General features: G+C 60.2%; 14 protein-coding genes. 7 read left to right on the top strand and 7 right to left on the bottom strand.

The features are described 5' to 3' along the window. Positions 1–155: 155 nt before the first annotated feature. The 3 genes from preA to hydA form a co-directional block, all read right to left on the bottom strand. A complete protein-coding gene (gene preA / locus AB4N41_RS24145) occupies positions 156–1,430 on the bottom strand; it encodes an NAD-dependent dihydropyrimidine dehydrogenase subunit PreA (RefSeq protein WP_252876496.1) in 1,275 nt (424 codons plus the stop codon). Then, complete coding sequence (locus tag AB4N41_RS24140) at positions 1,431–2,798, bottom strand: NAD(P)-dependent oxidoreductase (RefSeq protein WP_252876495.1); 1,368 nt, start codon at positions 2,796–2,798, stop codon at positions 1,431–1,433. A 155-nt stretch (positions 2,799–2,953) separates the two neighbouring features. Continuing rightward, a complete protein-coding gene (gene hydA, locus AB4N41_RS24135) occupies positions 2,954–4,393 on the bottom strand; it encodes a dihydropyrimidinase (RefSeq protein WP_252876494.1) in 1,440 nt (479 codons plus the stop codon). Between the two features lie 624 nt (positions 4,394–5,017). On the opposite strand from hydA, the gene AB4N41_RS24130 reads away from it, so the two are divergent. The 4 genes from AB4N41_RS24130 (at position 5,018) to AB4N41_RS24115 (ending at position 10,117) form a co-directional block, all read left to right on the top strand. Beyond that, entirely contained in the window at positions 5,018–6,502 is a 1,485-nt protein-coding gene (locus AB4N41_RS24130; RefSeq protein WP_236168645.1) for an NCS1 family nucleobase:cation symporter-1, read from the top strand. Positions 6,503–6,737: 235 nt separating this feature from the next. Then, positions 6,738–8,021 (top strand): Zn-dependent hydrolase, encoded by a 1,284-nt coding sequence (locus AB4N41_RS24125; protein ID WP_252876493.1) that lies wholly within the window; start codon positions 6,738–6,740, stop codon positions 8,019–8,021. A 201-nt stretch (positions 8,022–8,222) separates the two neighbouring features. Beyond that, positions 8,223–9,719, top strand: a complete 1,497-nt coding sequence (locus AB4N41_RS24120; protein ID WP_095180256.1) for a helix-turn-helix transcriptional regulator — start codon at positions 8,223–8,225, stop codon at positions 9,717–9,719. Positions 9,720–9,859: 140 nt separating this feature from the next. Next, a complete protein-coding gene (locus AB4N41_RS24115) occupies positions 9,860–10,117 on the top strand; it encodes a DUF1652 domain-containing protein (RefSeq protein ID WP_150635024.1) in 258 nt (85 codons plus the stop codon). Between the two features lie 1,077 nt (positions 10,118–11,194). Here AB4N41_RS24115 and AB4N41_RS24110 read toward each other — a convergent pair. The 4 genes from AB4N41_RS24110 to AB4N41_RS24095 all read right to left on the bottom strand — a co-directional run bounded on the left by AB4N41_RS24110 (position 11,195) and on the right by AB4N41_RS24095 (position 14,738). Beyond that, positions 11,195–11,962 carry an SDR family oxidoreductase gene (locus AB4N41_RS24110; protein WP_041480848.1) on the bottom strand — a complete coding sequence of 256 codons (768 nt, stop codon included), beginning with the start codon at positions 11,960–11,962 and terminating at the stop codon, positions 11,195–11,197. A 37-nt stretch (positions 11,963–11,999) separates the two neighbouring features. Then, positions 12,000–13,067, bottom strand: coding sequence for a phosphotransferase family protein (locus tag AB4N41_RS24105; protein WP_095180255.1), 1,068 nt, complete (start codon positions 13,065–13,067; stop codon positions 12,000–12,002). A gap of 163 nt (positions 13,068–13,230) precedes the next feature. After that, on the bottom strand, positions 13,231–14,199 hold the full coding sequence (locus tag AB4N41_RS24100) for a 2-hydroxyacid dehydrogenase (RefSeq protein WP_252876492.1): 969 nt from the start codon (positions 14,197–14,199) through the stop codon (positions 13,231–13,233). Positions 14,200–14,354: 155 nt separating this feature from the next. Then, positions 14,355–14,738 carry a tautomerase family protein gene (locus AB4N41_RS24095; protein WP_252876491.1) on the bottom strand — a complete coding sequence of 128 codons (384 nt, stop codon included), beginning with the start codon at positions 14,736–14,738 and terminating at the stop codon, positions 14,355–14,357. Between the two features lie 248 nt (positions 14,739–14,986). Here AB4N41_RS24095 and AB4N41_RS24090 point away from each other — a divergent pair, with 248 nt between their 5' ends. The 3 genes from AB4N41_RS24090 to AB4N41_RS24080 all read left to right on the top strand — a co-directional run bounded on the left by AB4N41_RS24090 (position 14,987) and on the right by AB4N41_RS24080 (position 16,936). After that, positions 14,987–15,181, top strand: a complete 195-nt coding sequence (locus tag AB4N41_RS24090) for an FtsB/FtsL family cell division protein (protein WP_056789207.1) — start codon at positions 14,987–14,989, stop codon at positions 15,179–15,181. Positions 15,182–15,230: 49 nt separating this feature from the next. Further along, positions 15,231–15,401 carry a hypothetical protein gene (locus AB4N41_RS24085; RefSeq protein WP_163032915.1) on the top strand — a complete coding sequence of 57 codons (171 nt, stop codon included), beginning with the start codon at positions 15,231–15,233 and terminating at the stop codon, positions 15,399–15,401. Between the two features lie 254 nt (positions 15,402–15,655). After that, positions 15,656–16,936, top strand: a complete 1,281-nt coding sequence (locus AB4N41_RS24080; protein WP_024013278.1) for an HAAAP family serine/threonine permease — start codon at positions 15,656–15,658, stop codon at positions 16,934–16,936. The last annotated feature ends 56 nt before the right edge of the window (positions 16,937–16,992 follow it).

Below are 16,992 nucleotides of genomic sequence, written 5' to 3'. Positions count from 1 at the left end.
AGAGGGGGCCGACCGAGGTGTATTGAGAGGTACATCGACCTGAAAGACCGTGTCGATTATGGATTCACAACAACTCTTTCAGGTCGGCGAAGTTTGTCAGCATCCCCCAATCAGTCCCCTCTCCCTTTGGTAGAGGGCTAGGGTGAGGGGTTTTTTCAGACTGCAACGTGGTAGGGATTGCGCGGATCATGATTCCAGTCCAGAAACGGCTTGCCCGTTTCCATCGGTACCATCTCGATGCAGTCGGCCACGGGGCAGGTGATCTGGCACAGATTGCAGCCCACACATTCCTCATCGATCACTTCATATTTATGCGTACCGTCGGCCTGTTTCAAACTGCCGATCGCCTGGTGTGACGTGTCTTCGCAAGCAATGTGGCAACGCCCGCAACCGATGCACGCCTCTTGGTCGATCTTCGCGATCACCTGGTAGTTGATATCGAGGTACTTCCAATCCGTGGTGTTGCCCACGGCGCGCCCGGAAAACTCGGCGATATTGGCGTAACCCTGGCTGTCCATCCACCGCGACAAGCCGTCCTTCATCTCGTCGACAATGCGAAAACCATGCAGCATCGCCGCCGTGCACACCTGCACCGCGCCGCTGCCCAGCGCCATGAACTCCGCCGCGTCGCGCCAGCTGCCGATGCCGCCGATGCCGCAGATCGGCAAGCCCTGGGTCTGCGGATCACGGGCGATTTCCGCGACCATGTTCAGCGCAATTGGCTTGACCGCCGAACCGCAATAACCGCCGTGGGTGCTTTTGCTGCCGACGGTGGGCAGGGCGACCATGTGGTCCAGGTCGACGCTGGTGATCGAGTTGATCGTGTTGATCAGCGACACCGCATCGGCGCCACCACGATGCGCCGCCCGGGCAGCGACGCGGATGTCGGTGATGTTCGGGGTGAGTTTGACGATCACCGGCAGCGAGCAGTACGTCTTGCACCAGCGCGTCACCTGTTCGACATACTCCGGCACCTGGCCGACCGCCGCGCCCATGCCGCGTTCGGGCATGCCGTGGGGGCAGCCGAAGTTGAGTTCGATGCCGTCGGCGCCGGTGGCTTCGACCAGCGGCAGAATGTGTTTCCACGACTCCTCGACACACGGCACCATCAGCGACACGATCAGCGCGCGATCCGGCCAGTCCTTCTTCACCTGGGTGATTTCGCGCAGGTTGATTTCCAGCGAGCGGTCGGTGATCAGTTCGATGTTGTTGATGCCCAGCACTTCGCGATTGGCACCGTAATGCGCCGAATAACGCGAGGAAACGTTGACCGCCGCCGGATCCTCACCCAGGGTTTTCCAGACCACGCCACCCCAGCCCGCTTCGAACGCGCGGACCACGTTGTAGGCCTTGTCGGTGGGCGGCGCGGAAGCCAGCCAGAACGGGTTGGGCGCTTTGATACCGGCGAAGACTATCGAGAGATCGGCCATTTACGCAGCCTCCACGTTGAGCATCAGTTGAGCGTTGATCGCCTCGGCGGCGCGTTTGCCGTGCTGCACTGCTTGCACGGTGAGGTCCTGATCGAGGCTGGTGCAGTCGCCGCCGGCATACACGCCGGGGACGCTGGTGCGCAGGTGTTCATCGACCGCGATGCGTTCGCCCTGACGCTTGAGTTCGCGCGCCAACGGATCACTGAGGGCGCTGTCATCGAAGCTCTGGCCGATCGCTTTGAAGATCGCATCGGCAGCCAGCTCAAAGGTTTCTCCGGTGGTTTGCAGACGCCCGTCAACCAGATCGGTGCGGGCGAAACGCATGCCGCGCACGCGGCCCTGATCATCGAGCAACACTTGCTCCGGCTGCGCCCAGGTCAGCAACCGCACCTGGTTGGCTTTGGCGATGTCCTGCTCATGGTGGGTGGCGCCCATGTCTGCCGCACCACGGCGATACACCAGATTGACGTCGCGCGCGCCGAGGCGGGCCATCTGTACGGCCATGTCGATCGCGGTGTTGCCGGCGCCGAGAACGATGCAGCGTTCGGCCAAGGGCAACTGCGTGAGGTCATCGGCCTGGCGCAGTTCGCGGATGTAATCGGTGGCGGCGAGCAGGCCCGGCGCGTCTTCGTGGGCCAGACCGAGTTGCTTGCTGGCATTCAGGCCGAGGCCGAGAAATACCGCGTCAAACTGCTGATGCAGTTCGCTCAGGGTCAGGTTTGCACCGAGTTTCTGGCCGTGGCGGATTTCAATGCCGCCAATCTGCAGGAGAAAGTCCAGCTCCTTCTGCGCGTAATCGTCGACCAGTTTGTACTTGGCGATGCCGTACTCGTTGAGCCCGCCGGCCTTTTCCCGTGCTTCGAAAATCACCACATCATGCCCGTGCATCGCGCTGCGATGGGCGCAGGACAACCCGGCCGGCCCGGCGCCGACCACGGCGATACGTTTGCCCGTGGCCGGGGCCCGCTGGAACGGGTGTTCAGCGAAATGCGCGTTGTCCACTGCATAGCGTTGCAGCAAACCAATCAGCACCGGCGCGCATTCCTGCGCGTTGTTGCGCACGCAGGCCTGCTGGCAGAGGATTTCCGTCGGACAGACCCGCGCGCAACTGCCGCCAAGAATGTTTGCCGACAGGATTTTCTGCGCCGCGCCTTGGACGTTGTCCTGATGGATGTTGCGGATGAACGACGGGATATCGATTTCGCTGGGGCATGCATTGACGCAAGGCGCGTCGTAGCAATACAGGCAGCGTGAGGCTTCCAGATGCGCCTGCCGGGTATTGAGCGGCGGCGCCAGATCAGTGAAATGGCCGGCGAGGGCGGCCGCGCTTTCGTGCGGGTGGGGAAGGTGGTTCAGGGTCTCGATCACGGTTCATGGCCTCATGGCTAATTGAGGTGCTGCCTCTGGTGGGCAGTGGTTTTATGGCGTCAGGGAGGGCCTCTTCGCGAGCAGGCTCGCTCCCACATTTGCTATGCGCTCACCTGTGGGAGCGAGCCTGCTCGCGAAGGCCGAAGGCCTGGCTGTCAGCGTTTCACCGCCGTCGGCCTGTGCAACTCCGCCCGCTTGCTCAACAAATCAAACACCGCCGGATAGGCCGGCCGTTCGATGTAGCGTCCGGCGCCGCGTTCGGCGCGCAGGTCGCCGTCGGCCCAGACCACGCGGCCCTGGCTGACGGTGTGGCTCGGCACGCCGCGCACGGTCTTGCCTTCGAAGATGTTGAAGTCCACCTGCTGATGGTGGGTCTTGGCGGAAATGGTCCGTGTGCCTTGCGGATCCCACAGCACCAGATCGGCATCGGCGCCAACGCGGATCGCGCCTTTGCGTGGATAGATATTGAATATCTTCGCGGTGTTGGTGGAGGTCAGCGCGACGAAATCCTGCATCGACAATCGCCCGGAGTTGACGGCTTCATCCCACAACACTGCCATGCGGTCTTCGATGCCGGCGGTGCCGTTGGGAATCTTGCTGAAGTCGTCGCGTCCGGCAGCTTTCTGCTCGGCGCAGAAACAGCAGTGGTCGGTGGCGGTGGTGTGCAGATTGCCGTTCTGCAGCCCGTGCCACAGCGCCTCCTGATGGCCGCGCGGACGAAACGGCGGGCTCATCACGTAGCCGGCAGCGGTCTGCCAGTCCGGGTGTTGATAGACGCTGTCGTCGAGCAGCAAGTGCCCGGCCAGCACCTCGCCGTAAACCGGCTGGCCCTTGCTGCGTGCGTAGGTGATTTCGTCGAGGGCTTCCTTGGTGGAAACGTGCACCAGGTACAACGGCGTGCCGATGGTTTCGGCGATACGGATCGCCCGGCTCGCGGCTTCACCTTCGACCTGCGAAGGTCGCGACAGCGGATGCGCTTCCGGCCCGGTAATGCCCTGAGCCATCAGCTTGCGTTGCAGGTGATAGACCAGCTCGCCATTTTCCGCGTGCACGGTCGGCACCGCACCGAGTTCCAGGCAGCGCTCGAAACTCGCCACCAAGGTATCGTCGGCGGCCATGATCGCGTTCTTGTAGGCCATGAAGTGCTTGAAGCTGTTGATGCCGTGGTGGCTGACCAGCTCGGCCATTTCCTCGCGCACCTGCTCGCTCCACCAGGTGATTGCGACGTGGAAGCCATAGTCCGACGCGGACTTTTGTGCCCAGCCCCGCCACTGATGAAACGCTTCCATCAGCGATTGCTGCGGATTGGGAATGACGAAGTCAATGATCGAGGTAGTGCCGCCGGCCAGACCGGCAGCGGTGCCGCTGTAGAAATCTTCGCTGGCAACGGTGCCCATGAACGGCAACTGCATGTGCGTATGCGGATCGATGCCGCCGGGCATCAGGTATTGGCCACTGCCGTCGAGCACTTCGGCGCCGGCGGGAATGTCGAGGTTTTCACCAATGGCTTTGATCACGCCGTCAGCGCAATAGACGTCGGCGCGGTAACTTTCATCATGGGTAACAACGGTGGCGCCACGGATCAACAGAGACATTCCGGATTCCTCGCAGGCATGACCGACTTGTGCCGGCTCTAAATGTTTTATTGAAGTACAGCGACGCAGTTCGTATTCCTGTCATCGCTGTCAGGAATAGAAACTAGTCGCGATTTCAAGAATGATCAAGAATATTTTTTATAAGCTTATAGCCGTTTCAAGTTATTGATAAATAAAGATAAAAATGAGAAATCACCAAAATGGGTAGGGCGCTCACCATTTTGACGCACTTGACAGGATGGAAATATGAGCAAGATTTCCTATGTGAAATCAGCCGCTTGAAGTTGTGCTGCGGTTGCGGGTTCACCGACAAAAATAAATGCAGTGCACCAGTTTGAGTCCTGACACTTCGGACAACTTGCCCGACGTTTAGCCTGAGCGTTCAGACAAGTTTTCCCGGACTCAGCGAATATTCAATTAAAACTGATGAATATCAGAAAGTTGCAAAGCGTGCAGTGCACCGCCCAAGCGTTCAGCGCCAGACCCGGCACGTTTATTGATGCCGCCGCTGACACCATGGCCGGTGCGTGAAAGTTGTCAGTTCCTCCGGCCATCGTCCGGCTGGCGTCGTGCGCGCCAACCGCCTGATGAGCAAAAAATAATCAGAAGAACAGTGGAGCGGCCATGCAACAGATCAGATCACAAGTGACCGAGCGCGACGGCTTGTTCGAGCTCGAAGCCGGCAGTGACGTCCTCGACAGTCCCCGTTACAACCACGACATGGCACCGACCAAGGTGCGTGAACGCACCTGGAACAAATGGCACATCACCGCGCTGTGGGTCGGGATGTCGATTTGCGTGCCGACCTACACCCTCGGCGGCGTGCTCACCGCGTATTTCGGCTTGAGCGTCGGCGAAGCGCTGCTGGCGATTCTGTTTGCCAACGTCATCGTGTTGATTCCACTGACCCTCAATGCTTTCCCCGGCACCAAGTACGGCATTCCGTTTCCGGTGCTGCTGCGTTCGTCGTTCGGCATTCTCGGCTCCAACGTGCCGTGCCTGATCCGCGCGTTGGTGGCGTGTGGCTGGTTCGGCATCCAGACGATGTTCGGCGGACTGGCGATTCACCTGTTCCTCGGCTCGGTGTTCGAGGGCTGGAAATCCCTCGGCGGAACCGGCGAGGTGATCGGTTTCATGGTGTTCTGGGCGCTGAATCTGTGGGTGGTGATTCGCGGCGCCGAGTCGATCAAATGGCTGGAGACCCTGTCCGCGCCGCTGCTGGTTGCAGTGGGCATCGGCCTGCTGGTGTGGGCGATGCCCAATGTGTCGATGACTGAATTGCTGGCGATCCCGCCCAAGCGTCCGGAAGGCGCCAGCGTGGTCAGTTATTTCGCGGCAGGGCTGACGGCAATGGTCGGCTTCTGGGCCACGCTGTCGCTGAATATTCCCGACTTCAGTCGCTACGCCAAGAGCCAGAAGGATCAGATCCTCGGGCAGATTTTCGGTCTGCCGCTGACCATGTTTCTCTTCGCTGCGCTGGGCGTGGTGATGACCGCCGCATCGGTGAAACTGGTCGGCGTCACCGTGTCCGACCCGGTCACGCTGATCGGCCATATCCAGAGCCCGGTGTGGGTGGCGGTGGCCATGGCGCTGATCATCGTTGCCACACTGTCGACCAACACCGCCGCCAATATCGTCTCGCCAACCAATGACTTCCAGAACATCGCGCCGAAGGTGATCAACCGCACCAAAGCGGTGTTGCTCACCGGTCTGGTCGGGCTGGTGCTGATGGGCCATGAACTGCTGAAAAAGCTTGGCCTGATCGTTTCCGACATCAGCCTGGAAACCGTGTACTCAAACTGGCTGCTGGGCTACTCGAGCCTGCTCGGGCCGATCGCCGGGATCATGGTGGTGGATTATTTCCTGATCAAGAAACAGCGACTGGACCTCGCCGGGCTGTACCGCGATGACGTGTATCCGGCGTGGAACTGGGCCGGTTTTCTCGCCTTTGGCGTGCCGGTGGCGCTGACTCTGCTGTCGCTGGGCAGCGACGCGTTCAGCTGGTTCTACAGCTATGGCTGGTTCACCGGCTCGGCGTTGGGCGGGGTGATTTATTACGGGTTGTGCGTGATGCGGGCGCAGCCTTCTGCCGTGAAAACAGCGGTGTGAGCAAGGGCCTTTTCGCGAGCAGGCTCGCTCCCACATTGGAAATGCATTCTCACTGTGGGAGCGAGCCTGCTCGCGAAGGCGATGCTCCATACACCGCCGAAACTGATCGTTCCCACGCTCTGCGTGGGAACGCAGCCCGGGACGCTCCGCGTCCCAACAGCGGACGCAGAGCGTCCATGGATGAATGCCCACGCAGAGCATGGGCACTATCGGCATCAGCATTGAGGAGATCCCCATGAACGCAGCCGTAGACGTTCTGCAATCCACCCATCAGCACATCAACCGCGATCGCCTCTGGGCCTCGCTCATGGAACTGGCGAAACTCGGCGCCACGGTCAAGGGCGGCGTCTGTCGCCTGGCCCTGACCGACCTCGACCGCCAGGCGCGCGACCTGTTCGTGCAGTGGTGCAAGGACGCCGGTTGCAGCGTCACGGTCGATGCCGTCGGCAACATTTTCGCCCGCCGCGCCGGGCGCAACCCGAGCCTGCCGCCAGTCATGACCGGCAGCCACATCGACACCCAGCCCACCGGCGGCAAGTTCGACGGCTGCTTCGGCGTGCTCGCCGGCGTCGAAGTGCTGCGCACCCTCAACGACCTCGGAGTGGAAACCGAAGCGCCGCTGGAAGTGGTGGTCTGGACCAACGAAGAAGGCTCACGCTTCGCCCCGTGCATGATGGGCTCAGGGGTCTTCGCCGAGAAATTCACCCTCGAAGAAACCCTCGCCAAGGTCGATGCCGACGGCGTCACCGTCGGCGAAGCACTGAATGCGATCGGCTATGCCGGTCCGCGCCAGGTCAGCGGGCACGCGGTTGGCGCGTATTTCGAAGCGCACATCGAACAAGGCCCGATTCTCGAGGACGAAGAGAAAACCATCGGCGTGGTACTCGGCGCGCTCGGGCAGAAGTGGTTCGACCTGAAATTGCGCGGCGTCGAAGCCCACGCCGGCCCGACGCCGATGCACCTGCGCAAGGACGCCCTGGTCGGTGCCTCGGTGATCGTCGGCGCCGTCAACCGCGCCGCCCTCGGCCATCAGCCCCACGCCTGTGGCACGGTCGGCTGCCTGCAAGCCTATCCCGGCTCGCGCAACGTGATCCCCGGCGAAGTGCGCATGACCCTCGACTTCCGGCATCTGGAGCCGGCGCGGCTGGATTCGATGATTGCCGAAGTGAAACAAGTGATCGAGGCGACCTGCGAAGAGCACGGCCTTTCTTACGAATTGACCCCGACCGCCGACTTCCCGCCGCTGTACTTCGAAAAAGGCTGCGTGGAAGCGGTGCGCGGTGCTGCGAAAGGGCTGGGTCTGTCGCACATGGACATCGTCAGTGGCGCCGGGCATGACGCGATTTTCCTCGCCGAGCTCGGCCCGGCGGGAATGATTTTCGTGCCATGCGAGGGCGGGATCAGCCACAACGAAATCGAGAATGCCGCGCCGGATGATCTGGCAGCGGGGTGCGCGGTGTTGTTGCGGGCGATGCTCGCGGCGTCGGCGATGGTGGCGGCCAGCGAGCGTGCCGCCTAAGGTAAACACACCCAGTAAACCTGTGGGAGCGAGCCTGCTCGCGAATGCGCCGGGTCAGTCACCGAATGGTCTGTCTGACCCAGCGCTTTCGCGAGCAGGCTCGCTCCCACAGGGGTTTTTTGGCGATTTTGGGGTTGTGGCACGATCCCGAGCCGCTGCGGTCGTACTCTTCACCTAGCCGCATCACAGTGTGGAGATCCAATGAGCCAGGAAGTCCTGACCACCGAAACCAACCGTCGCCAGTTGCAGCAGATCATTGCCGGGCTGTCGGACGGGGTGATTCTGCTGGAACTCGACAAAAGCATTCTCTGGGCCAACGAAGCGGCGCTGACCATGCACGGTGTCAGCACCATCGGTGATCTGGGCAGCAACGCCGACGAGTACGCCAGACGCTTCACGCTGCGCTATCGCAATAATCATGTCTTGCCGCCGGACAACTACCCGATCAGCCGCGTCGCCCGCTGCGAGGCGTTCAATGATGTGCTGATTGAAGTTTCGTCCGTGGACGACCCGGAGCGGGTCTGGGTGCACAGTGTGCGCAGCATGGTGCTGACCGACCGCGTCGGCCAGCCCGAGTCGCTGGTGCTGATCATGAGCGACGTCACCGATTGGGCCAACGCTGAGCTGCGTTTCGAAAAAACCTTCAATGCCAACCCTGCACCGGCGGTGATCTGCCGACTCAGCGATTTGCGCTACATCAAGGTCAACCCGGGCTTTCTGGAAATGACCGGCTATACCCGCGATCAGGTGATCGGCACTTCGGCTTACGAAATCGATATCTTCGAGCAGGCGGATCAGCGCGATCTGGCTGTCCAGCGCTTGCGCGATGTCGCGACCATTCCGCAGATGCAGGCAGAACTGCGCCTCCCGGACGGTGGCAGTAAACAGGTGATCGTTGCCGGTCAGCCGCTGCTGCTCAATGACGAGAATTGCATGCTGTTCTCCTTCGTCGACATGGAGCCTCGGCGCCGGGTCGAAGTGGCCTTGCGTCAGAGCGAGGAGCGCTTTGCCAAGGCTTTTCGTCTGACGCCGGTACCGATTTTGATCTGCACCGCTGACAAGCAGGAGGTCATCGATGTCAATCAGGCGTTCCTCGATACCCTGGCCTATGACAGCGATGACGTACTCGGCAAAACCGTGACGCAGCTGAGCTTCATCCACGATGACAGCGCGCGCACGCGCCTGCTGTCGGCGCTGGCGAAGAACGGTCGTGTGGATCGGGTCGACGTGCCCGTGCGCAAGAAGGACGAGGAGTTGCTGGAGTGTGCGGTCTCGGCTGACACGGTCAATATCCATGATACGTCCTGCTATCTGCTGGTGTTGATGGACATGACCGAGCGCAAGCGCACTGAGCTTGAGCTGGTCGCGGCGATTGAAGAGGTGATGAAGGATGCGTCGTGGTTCAGCCGAACGCTGATCGAGAAGCTGGCCAACGTGAAGAAGATCAACTCGCCGCAGCTGCCCAGTGCCTCATTCACTGACCTGACGGCCCGTGAGCGCGATGTCCTGGGCTTGATCTGTGAAGGTCTGGCAGACAAGGAGATCGCTGCGCGGTTGAAGCTGGCGCCCAATACCGTGCGCAATCATGTGGCCACCGTGTACTCGAAAATTGATGTGCATAGCCGCAGCGAGGCGATCGTCTGGGCTCGAGAGCGCGGTTTGTTTTCGGGAGAGTGGGGCACCAAGGGCCAGCGCTGAGGGGTGCAAATGCACTAGTTACAAGGGTGCAAATTCATGTATTGGCCAAGACGTTGTGTTCTTAGGCTGGTGGGGTGCGGTGTGGGCCATTTCGGGCCTGCGATCGTGCCCCTTTTGAAACAGTCATAGGAACAACGTCAATGATGAATCTTGCGCAGTTGCGCGCTCGGCTCGAGCACAGTTTTGCGCCGCTGGCTTGTGAGTGTTCGGTGGATGGTGATCATTCGCTGACGGTCAAGTTGTATCACCGGGATTCGGGGCAGGTGGATCTGGTGATCAGCGGGCTGGATCTGGCTGCGCTGCGTACGCCTGGGGCGGTCGAGGCGTTGGTGGGGGAGTTGCGGTATGAGCTTGAGAGCAATTCCTTGCGTTCTTCGCGGGATCCGGATTTGGCTTAAGCGCGCTTTGGTCTTGGCGGCCTTTGGGCCGGCCATGCTCTGGGGGGGGGGTGGGTGTATATCCGTTTCTGCGGGTGCTGCTGGTTACGGTTCCGCCCTTACGGCGGGTCACTTTTGGCAAACGCCCCAAAAGTAACCAAAAGGTCTTCGCCCTGACGTTCGGCCCGCTCGCTTAGGCTCGGGGTTCCTTCGCTCCGGGATCGATCCTGGCGCAGCGGCTCCGGTTTGCTTCGCTGCACCTACACTCGCTGTGTACGACTGCGTCGTACGGTCGCTGCGCTCCCACGCCCGGATCAATCCCTCCACTCAGCCTGCCGACGGGCTCCAAGATCAAGATTAAAAGCGGTACTCGAGCTAACGCTCATCGTGTGTAGGAGCTGCCGAAGGCTGCGATCTTTTGATTTTGATTTTCTGTGGGAGCGAGCCTGCTCGCGAAGGCGGCCTGACAGCCGACCTGGTTGTTACTGAACTCACTCGATCAAACCTGTGGGAGTGAGCCTGCTCGCGATGAGGCCCTCGCCGACAACCATCATCCCAATCCAGCCCTCTGCCGGACAATCCCCGCAAAACCGACAGCCAATCCCACCCAATCACCCCAATCCACTGGCGCTAACAAGGCGCTCAGCTATAAAGAATGAGTGGTCAGGTCTTCCGCGGCCGGTTGGGTTGCGGGAGTTTGTCTCTCTTTACCGCGGGTCGTCCTATGAATAATCCTGGGAAACGCGTATTGCCGTTGGCTTTTCTTGCTGTGCTGTTGGCCGGTTGTGCCAGTCCTCCACCCCCTGCGCCTGTCGCGCCGCCGCCACCGCCGGAACGTCGGTGTGAGGTGCTGGAAAATACTGAGGTTGCCGGGGATGTGTATGTGGATGGGCAGGTGACGCGCCACATCACCACTACGCGTTGCATAACCCAATAAGCCGGCCAATCCCGCGGATGCAGGAGTTCTGGATTTCGGCACCGCCCCTGTGGGAGCGAGCCTGCTCGCGAATGCGTGGTATCAGTCAAAACATAGCTGACTGACACAACGCCTTCGCGAGCAGGCTCGCTCCCACACGGGTTAGCAATTTGCCTTGGATATCAGGACAGGAACCCGCCATCCACATTCAGCGCCACGCCAGTGGTGTAGCTCGACGCATCGCTGGCCAGGTACAGCACCGCGCCGGCCATTTCGCTTGGATCGGCTACGCGTTTGAGCGGGATCTGCGTCAGTGCCTGTTTCAGAATCGCATCGTTCTTGACCAGCGCCGAGGCGAATTTGGTGTCGGTCAGGCCGGGGAGCAGGGCGTTGCAGCGGATGCCGAATTGCGCGCATTCCTTGGCGAAGACTTTGGTCATGTTGATGACCGCCGCTTTGGTTACCGAATAGATGCCCTGGAAGATGCCCGGCGAGATGCCGTTGATCGACGCGACGTTGATGATGCTGCCGCCACCGTTTTCGCGCATGAGCTTGCCGGCTTCGACCGACATGAAGAAGTAGCCACGAATGTTCACATCGACGGTCTTCTGGAACGCCCCCAGATCGGTGTCGAGCACGTTGCAGAATTGCGGGTTGGTCGCGGCGTTGTTGACCAGGATGTCGAGGCGGCCGAATTGTTCCTTGATCCCGGCGAAGACCTGGCTGATCTGCTCCATCTCACCGATGTGGCAGGCCACGGCTGTCGCCTTGCCGCCGGCGGCGATGATGGCGTCGGCGACGTGTTGGCAGCCTTCGAGCTTGCGGCTCGAGACGATCACGTGGGCGCCTTGCTGGGCCAGCAGTTTGGCGATGGCTTCACCGATGCCACGGCTGGCGCCGGAGACGAAAGCGATTTTGCCGTCGAGGTCGAACAACTGAGTCTTGGACATGGGTTTCCCTTGTTGAAAGTCTTGTTATTGGCCCGGATCAGAGGCTGGACTTCTGAATGACCTGCAGGCTCATCTGCTCCAGCAGTTTGTTCATGTGAATGAACTGCGCGAAGCGTTTGTCCTGTGTCTGGCCATGGTAGAAGCGGTAGTAGATCTGCTGCACGATGCCGGCCAGGCGGAACAGGCCGTAGGTGTAGTAGAAATCGAAATTGTCGATGCGGATGCCCGAGCGCTCGGCGTAGTAGTCGACGAATTCGCGGCGGGTCAGCATGCCCGGCGCGTGGCTTGGCTGGCGGCGCATCAGTTGCACCGGTGCCGGGTCACCGGCTTCGATCCAGTAGGCGAGGGTGTTGCCCAGATCCATCAGCGGGTCGCCGAGGGTGGTCAGTTCCCAGTCGAGCACGCCGATAATTTGCATCGGATTGGCCGGGTCGAGAATGACGTTGTCGAAGCGGTAGTCGTTGTGGACGATGCTCGACGTCGGGTGGTCGGCCGGCATTTTGTCGTTGAGCCAGGCTTTGACCGCTTCCCAGTGCGGCGCGTCCGGGGTCAGGGCTTTTTCGTAACGCTCGCTCCAGCCCTTGATCTGCCGGGCGACGTAGCCTTCAGGCTTGCCCAGATCGCCGAGGCCGCAGGCGTTGTAATCGACCCGATGCAGTTCGACGAAACGGTCGATGAAGCTTTTGCACAGCGCTTCGGTTTTCGCCGAATCGAGGCCCAGCTCCGGCGGCAGTTCAGCGCGCAGGATGATGCCTTTGACCCGTTCCATCACATAGAACTCGGCGCCGATAACGGCTTCGTCGGTGCAATGCACGTAGGCCTTCGGGCAATACGGAAAGCCGTCGCGCAGTTGGTTGAGAATGCGGAATTCACGGCCCATGTCGTGGGCGGATTTGGCTTTGTGGCCAAACGGCGGACGGCGCAGAACGAACTCTTGCTCGGGGTATTCCAGCAGGTAGGTCAGGTTCGACGCGCCGCCGGGAAACTGGCTGATCTGCGGAGTGCCGGTCAGGCCGGGAATGTGCGCCTTGAGGTACGGATCGATCAGGCTGGCATCGAGTTCTTCGCCCGCGCGGATCCGGGTGGACTGGTCAGTAAGCGCCATGCTTATCCCTTCTGCTTATTTTGGAGGCCAGACATCATTGGCTAATCTAATGGCGCGCTTGGGTGCTCACAAGCGCGGGTCGGTCTTATAGGTTAGCGTGTTGCTGGATAATCAACTTTGAGAATGGGGCAAAGATCGGCGCGGTTCGACGATGCCACGCGCTTTAATGCACGCGCTGGTTGTTCAACTTGGGCGGCAGGGCGACGGGAGTCAGCACCGGTTGCCCGGAGAAAAACGCCATCAGGTTTTTCCCCACCAGTTCAACGGTGCCTTGCGTGGCTTCAGGGGACAACCCGGCGACGTGGGGAGTCAGCACAACGTTGCTGAGGTGTTTCAGGGCATCAGGCACTTCCGGTTCGTGATCGAACACGTCCAGCGCTGCGCCGGCGATACGACGTTGTTCGAGCGCAGTGATCAGGTCTGCCGTTGCGATAACGCTGGCGCGGGCGATGTTGACGATAAATCCCTTGGGGCCGAGGGCATCGAGCACGGCTCGCGTCACCAGATGTTGAGTAGCAATGCCACCCGGCGTGGCAACGACCAGAAAGTCCGAGGCTCGCGCCAGATCGGTGGGTGTCGAGCAGAACGCATAAGCGACTTCGCTGCGCACCTGGCGGCTGTGGTAGCTGACCTGCATGTCGAACCCGAGCTCCGCACGTTTGGCAATCGCCATGCCCACTGCGCCCAGCCCGAGGATGCCCAGACGCTTGCCGGCCAGCGACGGGCGCATGATTTTCGGCCATTCACCGCGGCGCACGGCTGCATCGCAGCGCGGGATATCGCGGACCAATGCCAGCAGCAACGCCATCGCATGATCGGCCACTGACGAGGCGTTGACTCCGGCGCCATTGGTGACGGTGATCCCACGGTCACTGGCCGCTTGCAGATCGACCTGTTCATAACCGGCGCCGATCACCGTGATGATTTTCAGGGCGGGCAGGGCGCTGATCTCTTGCGCAGTCAGGCCCAGTGGGCCGCGAGTGAGCACGGCATCAATGCGGCTGCCATGGGTGGCGATGGCTTGCGCACGTTCGGCTGGCGTTGGTGCGAGGATCAGGTGGAATCCCTGATGCTCAAGAATCGGCAGATAGTCATTGATCGTTTCAACCAGTACCAGAACGGTTGCGGGCATTGCGCGGCTCCTGTGATTGGCGGCGGGTGGGTCGCGAAAGTCGACTCAGAGTGCTGAATCCGCAGCGGCTTGGCAATCGTTGCATTCACGCAGTGGTGCTTTGATTCTGGACGGGTTCGTGGAACAAGCAAGTACGCAGGCATGGGCGCTGCGAATCAGCTGACGTATTGCGCAATGCCGTTGCCAAACGACCAGTTCTCTTTCTTTACCTCCAGCAGATTGATAAACACATCCTCCAGGCGAATACCCAGTTGCGCATGCAGGCTCTCGGCAATGGTCTTGAACAGCAATTGTTTCTTTTCCACGCTGCGCCCTTCGCTGATGGTGATCTGGATGAACACCACGCCGTCGCTGCGCTCGATGCCGAGGTATTGCGGGTCGTACACGAAGTGCTGGCCGTCGTGCTCGTTGAGAATCTGGAAGTTGTCGTGCTCGGGCACATCGATACAGGTGCGCAGGGCGGCGTAGATCTGTTCGCCGATGCGCCTGGCGAAAGTGGGGTCTGGGTTTTGCTGGATGTCGACGCGGACCAGTGGCATGGGAGGCTCCTTGGGTTATGGCTTCTCTCACGCTAGATCAATGGCGGAGTTCTGGCAGGTAGTTGGTCTGGAATATTGCGGACCACTCGTATGAGGAGGCTTACGTGAATCGCGGATTTTGCCTACGGGGATGGCAGATGCGTCTGCTGGTCAGCGTGAATGGAACAGTTTGATGATAAGGGCATGACGATAGCCGTCGATGTGCATGCAAATGCTGACACCGATCCGCCAGCAGCCAAGGAGGGCAAATGTTCCATAACGATCGCGAAAATCTGGAGCTAGACAGGCTGGAAAACGAATCAAGGAAACTCGTGGCTGAATGGAAAAAGCTTCAGGCTGAAGAGAAAAAGTTATCAAGGGAGACGAAGCTCTATCCAATTGCAGTGTTTGGTGGAGTCTTGACTGCAATCACCGCAGTGGCAGGGTTTTTCTTCAAGTTGTGAGTCTTCATGCTTCACGACCGTCAGGCGCATTATTCAAAGGTTAATCAGTATGAGCACATATGACCGTAAGGCACGACTGGAGCAAATTGAGCGAGAGTTCGCAGAATATGACGAAGCGGTGCGCAATAGAGACAAGCGCGAAAATGGCAAGCTCTGGTTGCTTTTCGGCTTCGGGCTGTACTGCGTTTTATTGGGTTTCATGCTCGGCATATCGCTCTAGGCGCATTCGATGACGCATGGGTGGGTGCAAAACGTATCCGTTTGCGGCATCCGACGTATCCATAAACGACCTTGTTTTTTCTATAAACGACCATCCTTGGATCTGCTCCGCACAACCATTCCTCAGCTAAGTCTTTGCTTGCATTGATTTATCACGGAGAATCGCGCCCCTGTTTCGGCCGGAGCATGTCTGTCGGTTTTTTCCGACGCGTCCTGACCGAGTGGCAAGTGACCGGAATGCGGAGATCCGACCGGATGAATGATCAGGCCAATAGCCTCGAAAAGCGCTTCGACGCAGCAGCACCCGCTGAACTTTCGAGCTGGAATCGCCAGGACACCACCTGGATGCTGGGACTGTTTGGGACGGCCATTGGCGCCGGCACCCTGTTTTTGCCGATCAACGCAGGATTGGGTGGCTTCTGGCCGCTGGTGATCCTCGCGCTGCTGGCCTTCCCGATGACGTTTTACGCGCACCGTGGCCTGACCCGTTTTGTCCTGTCCGGTCGCGAAGGCGCCGATATCACCGAAGTGGTCGAGCAGCATTTCGGTATCAAGGCCGGTGCCTTGATCACGCTGCTGTACTTCTTTGCCATCTTCCCGATCCTGCTGATCTACAGCGTCGGCCTGACCAACACGGTCGCCAGTTTCCTCGAACACCAACTGCACATCACGCCGCCACCGCGCGCATTGCTGTCGTTCGTGCTGATTCTCGGCCTGCTGGCTGTGGTTCGTTGCGGTGAGCAGGCGATCGTCAAGGCCATGAGCCTGATGGTCTATCCGTTCATCGTTGCGCTGCTGTTCCTTGCCGTGTACCTGATTCCGCACTGGAACGGCGGCATCCTCGCCACCGCCTCGCAAGTGCCGGCGCCGTCAGCGCTGCTGCACACGCTGTGGCTGGCGATTACGGTGATGGTGTTCTCGTTCAACCATTCGCCGATCATCTCGGCGTTCGCGATGGACCAGAAGCGTCGTTACGGTGTGCACGCCGACGAGCGCAGCTCACAGATCCTCGCGCGCGCTCATGCATTGATGGTCATTTTGGTGCTGTTCTTCGTATTCAGTTGCGTGCTGACCCTGTCGCCAGAGCAACTGGCTGAGGCAAAAGAGCAGAATCTTTCGATCCTGTCGTACCTGGCCAACCACTTCAGCAACCCGACCATCGAGTTTGCGGCGCCGTTGATTGCGTTTGTGGCGATCTCCAAGTCGTTCCTCGGTCATTACATCGGGGCCAGCGAAGGCCTCAAGGGCCTGATCGTCAAGAGCGGCAGGCGTCCGGGCGCCAAAGCGCTGGATCGCATCGTGGCGGCGTTCATGCTGGTGATCTGCTGGATCGTCGCAACGCTTGATCCGAGCATCCTGGGCATGATCGAAACCGTCGGTGGGCCGGTGATTGCGGCGATTCTGTTCCTGATGCCGATGTACGCGATTCGCAAGGTGCCAGCGATGGCGCGCTATCGCGGTCAGGCGTCGAACGTGTTTGTTACCGCGGTGGGACTGGTGGCGATTTCGGCGCTGGTTTACAAGCTGGCTGTCTGACCTGTCACTGATGAATGATCGTTCCCACGCTCTGCGTGGGAATGCCTCTTGTGACG

The organism is Pseudomonas sp. S2_A10 (assembly GCF_054668465.1).
This window is presented reverse-complemented; position numbering and strand designations above follow the sequence as displayed.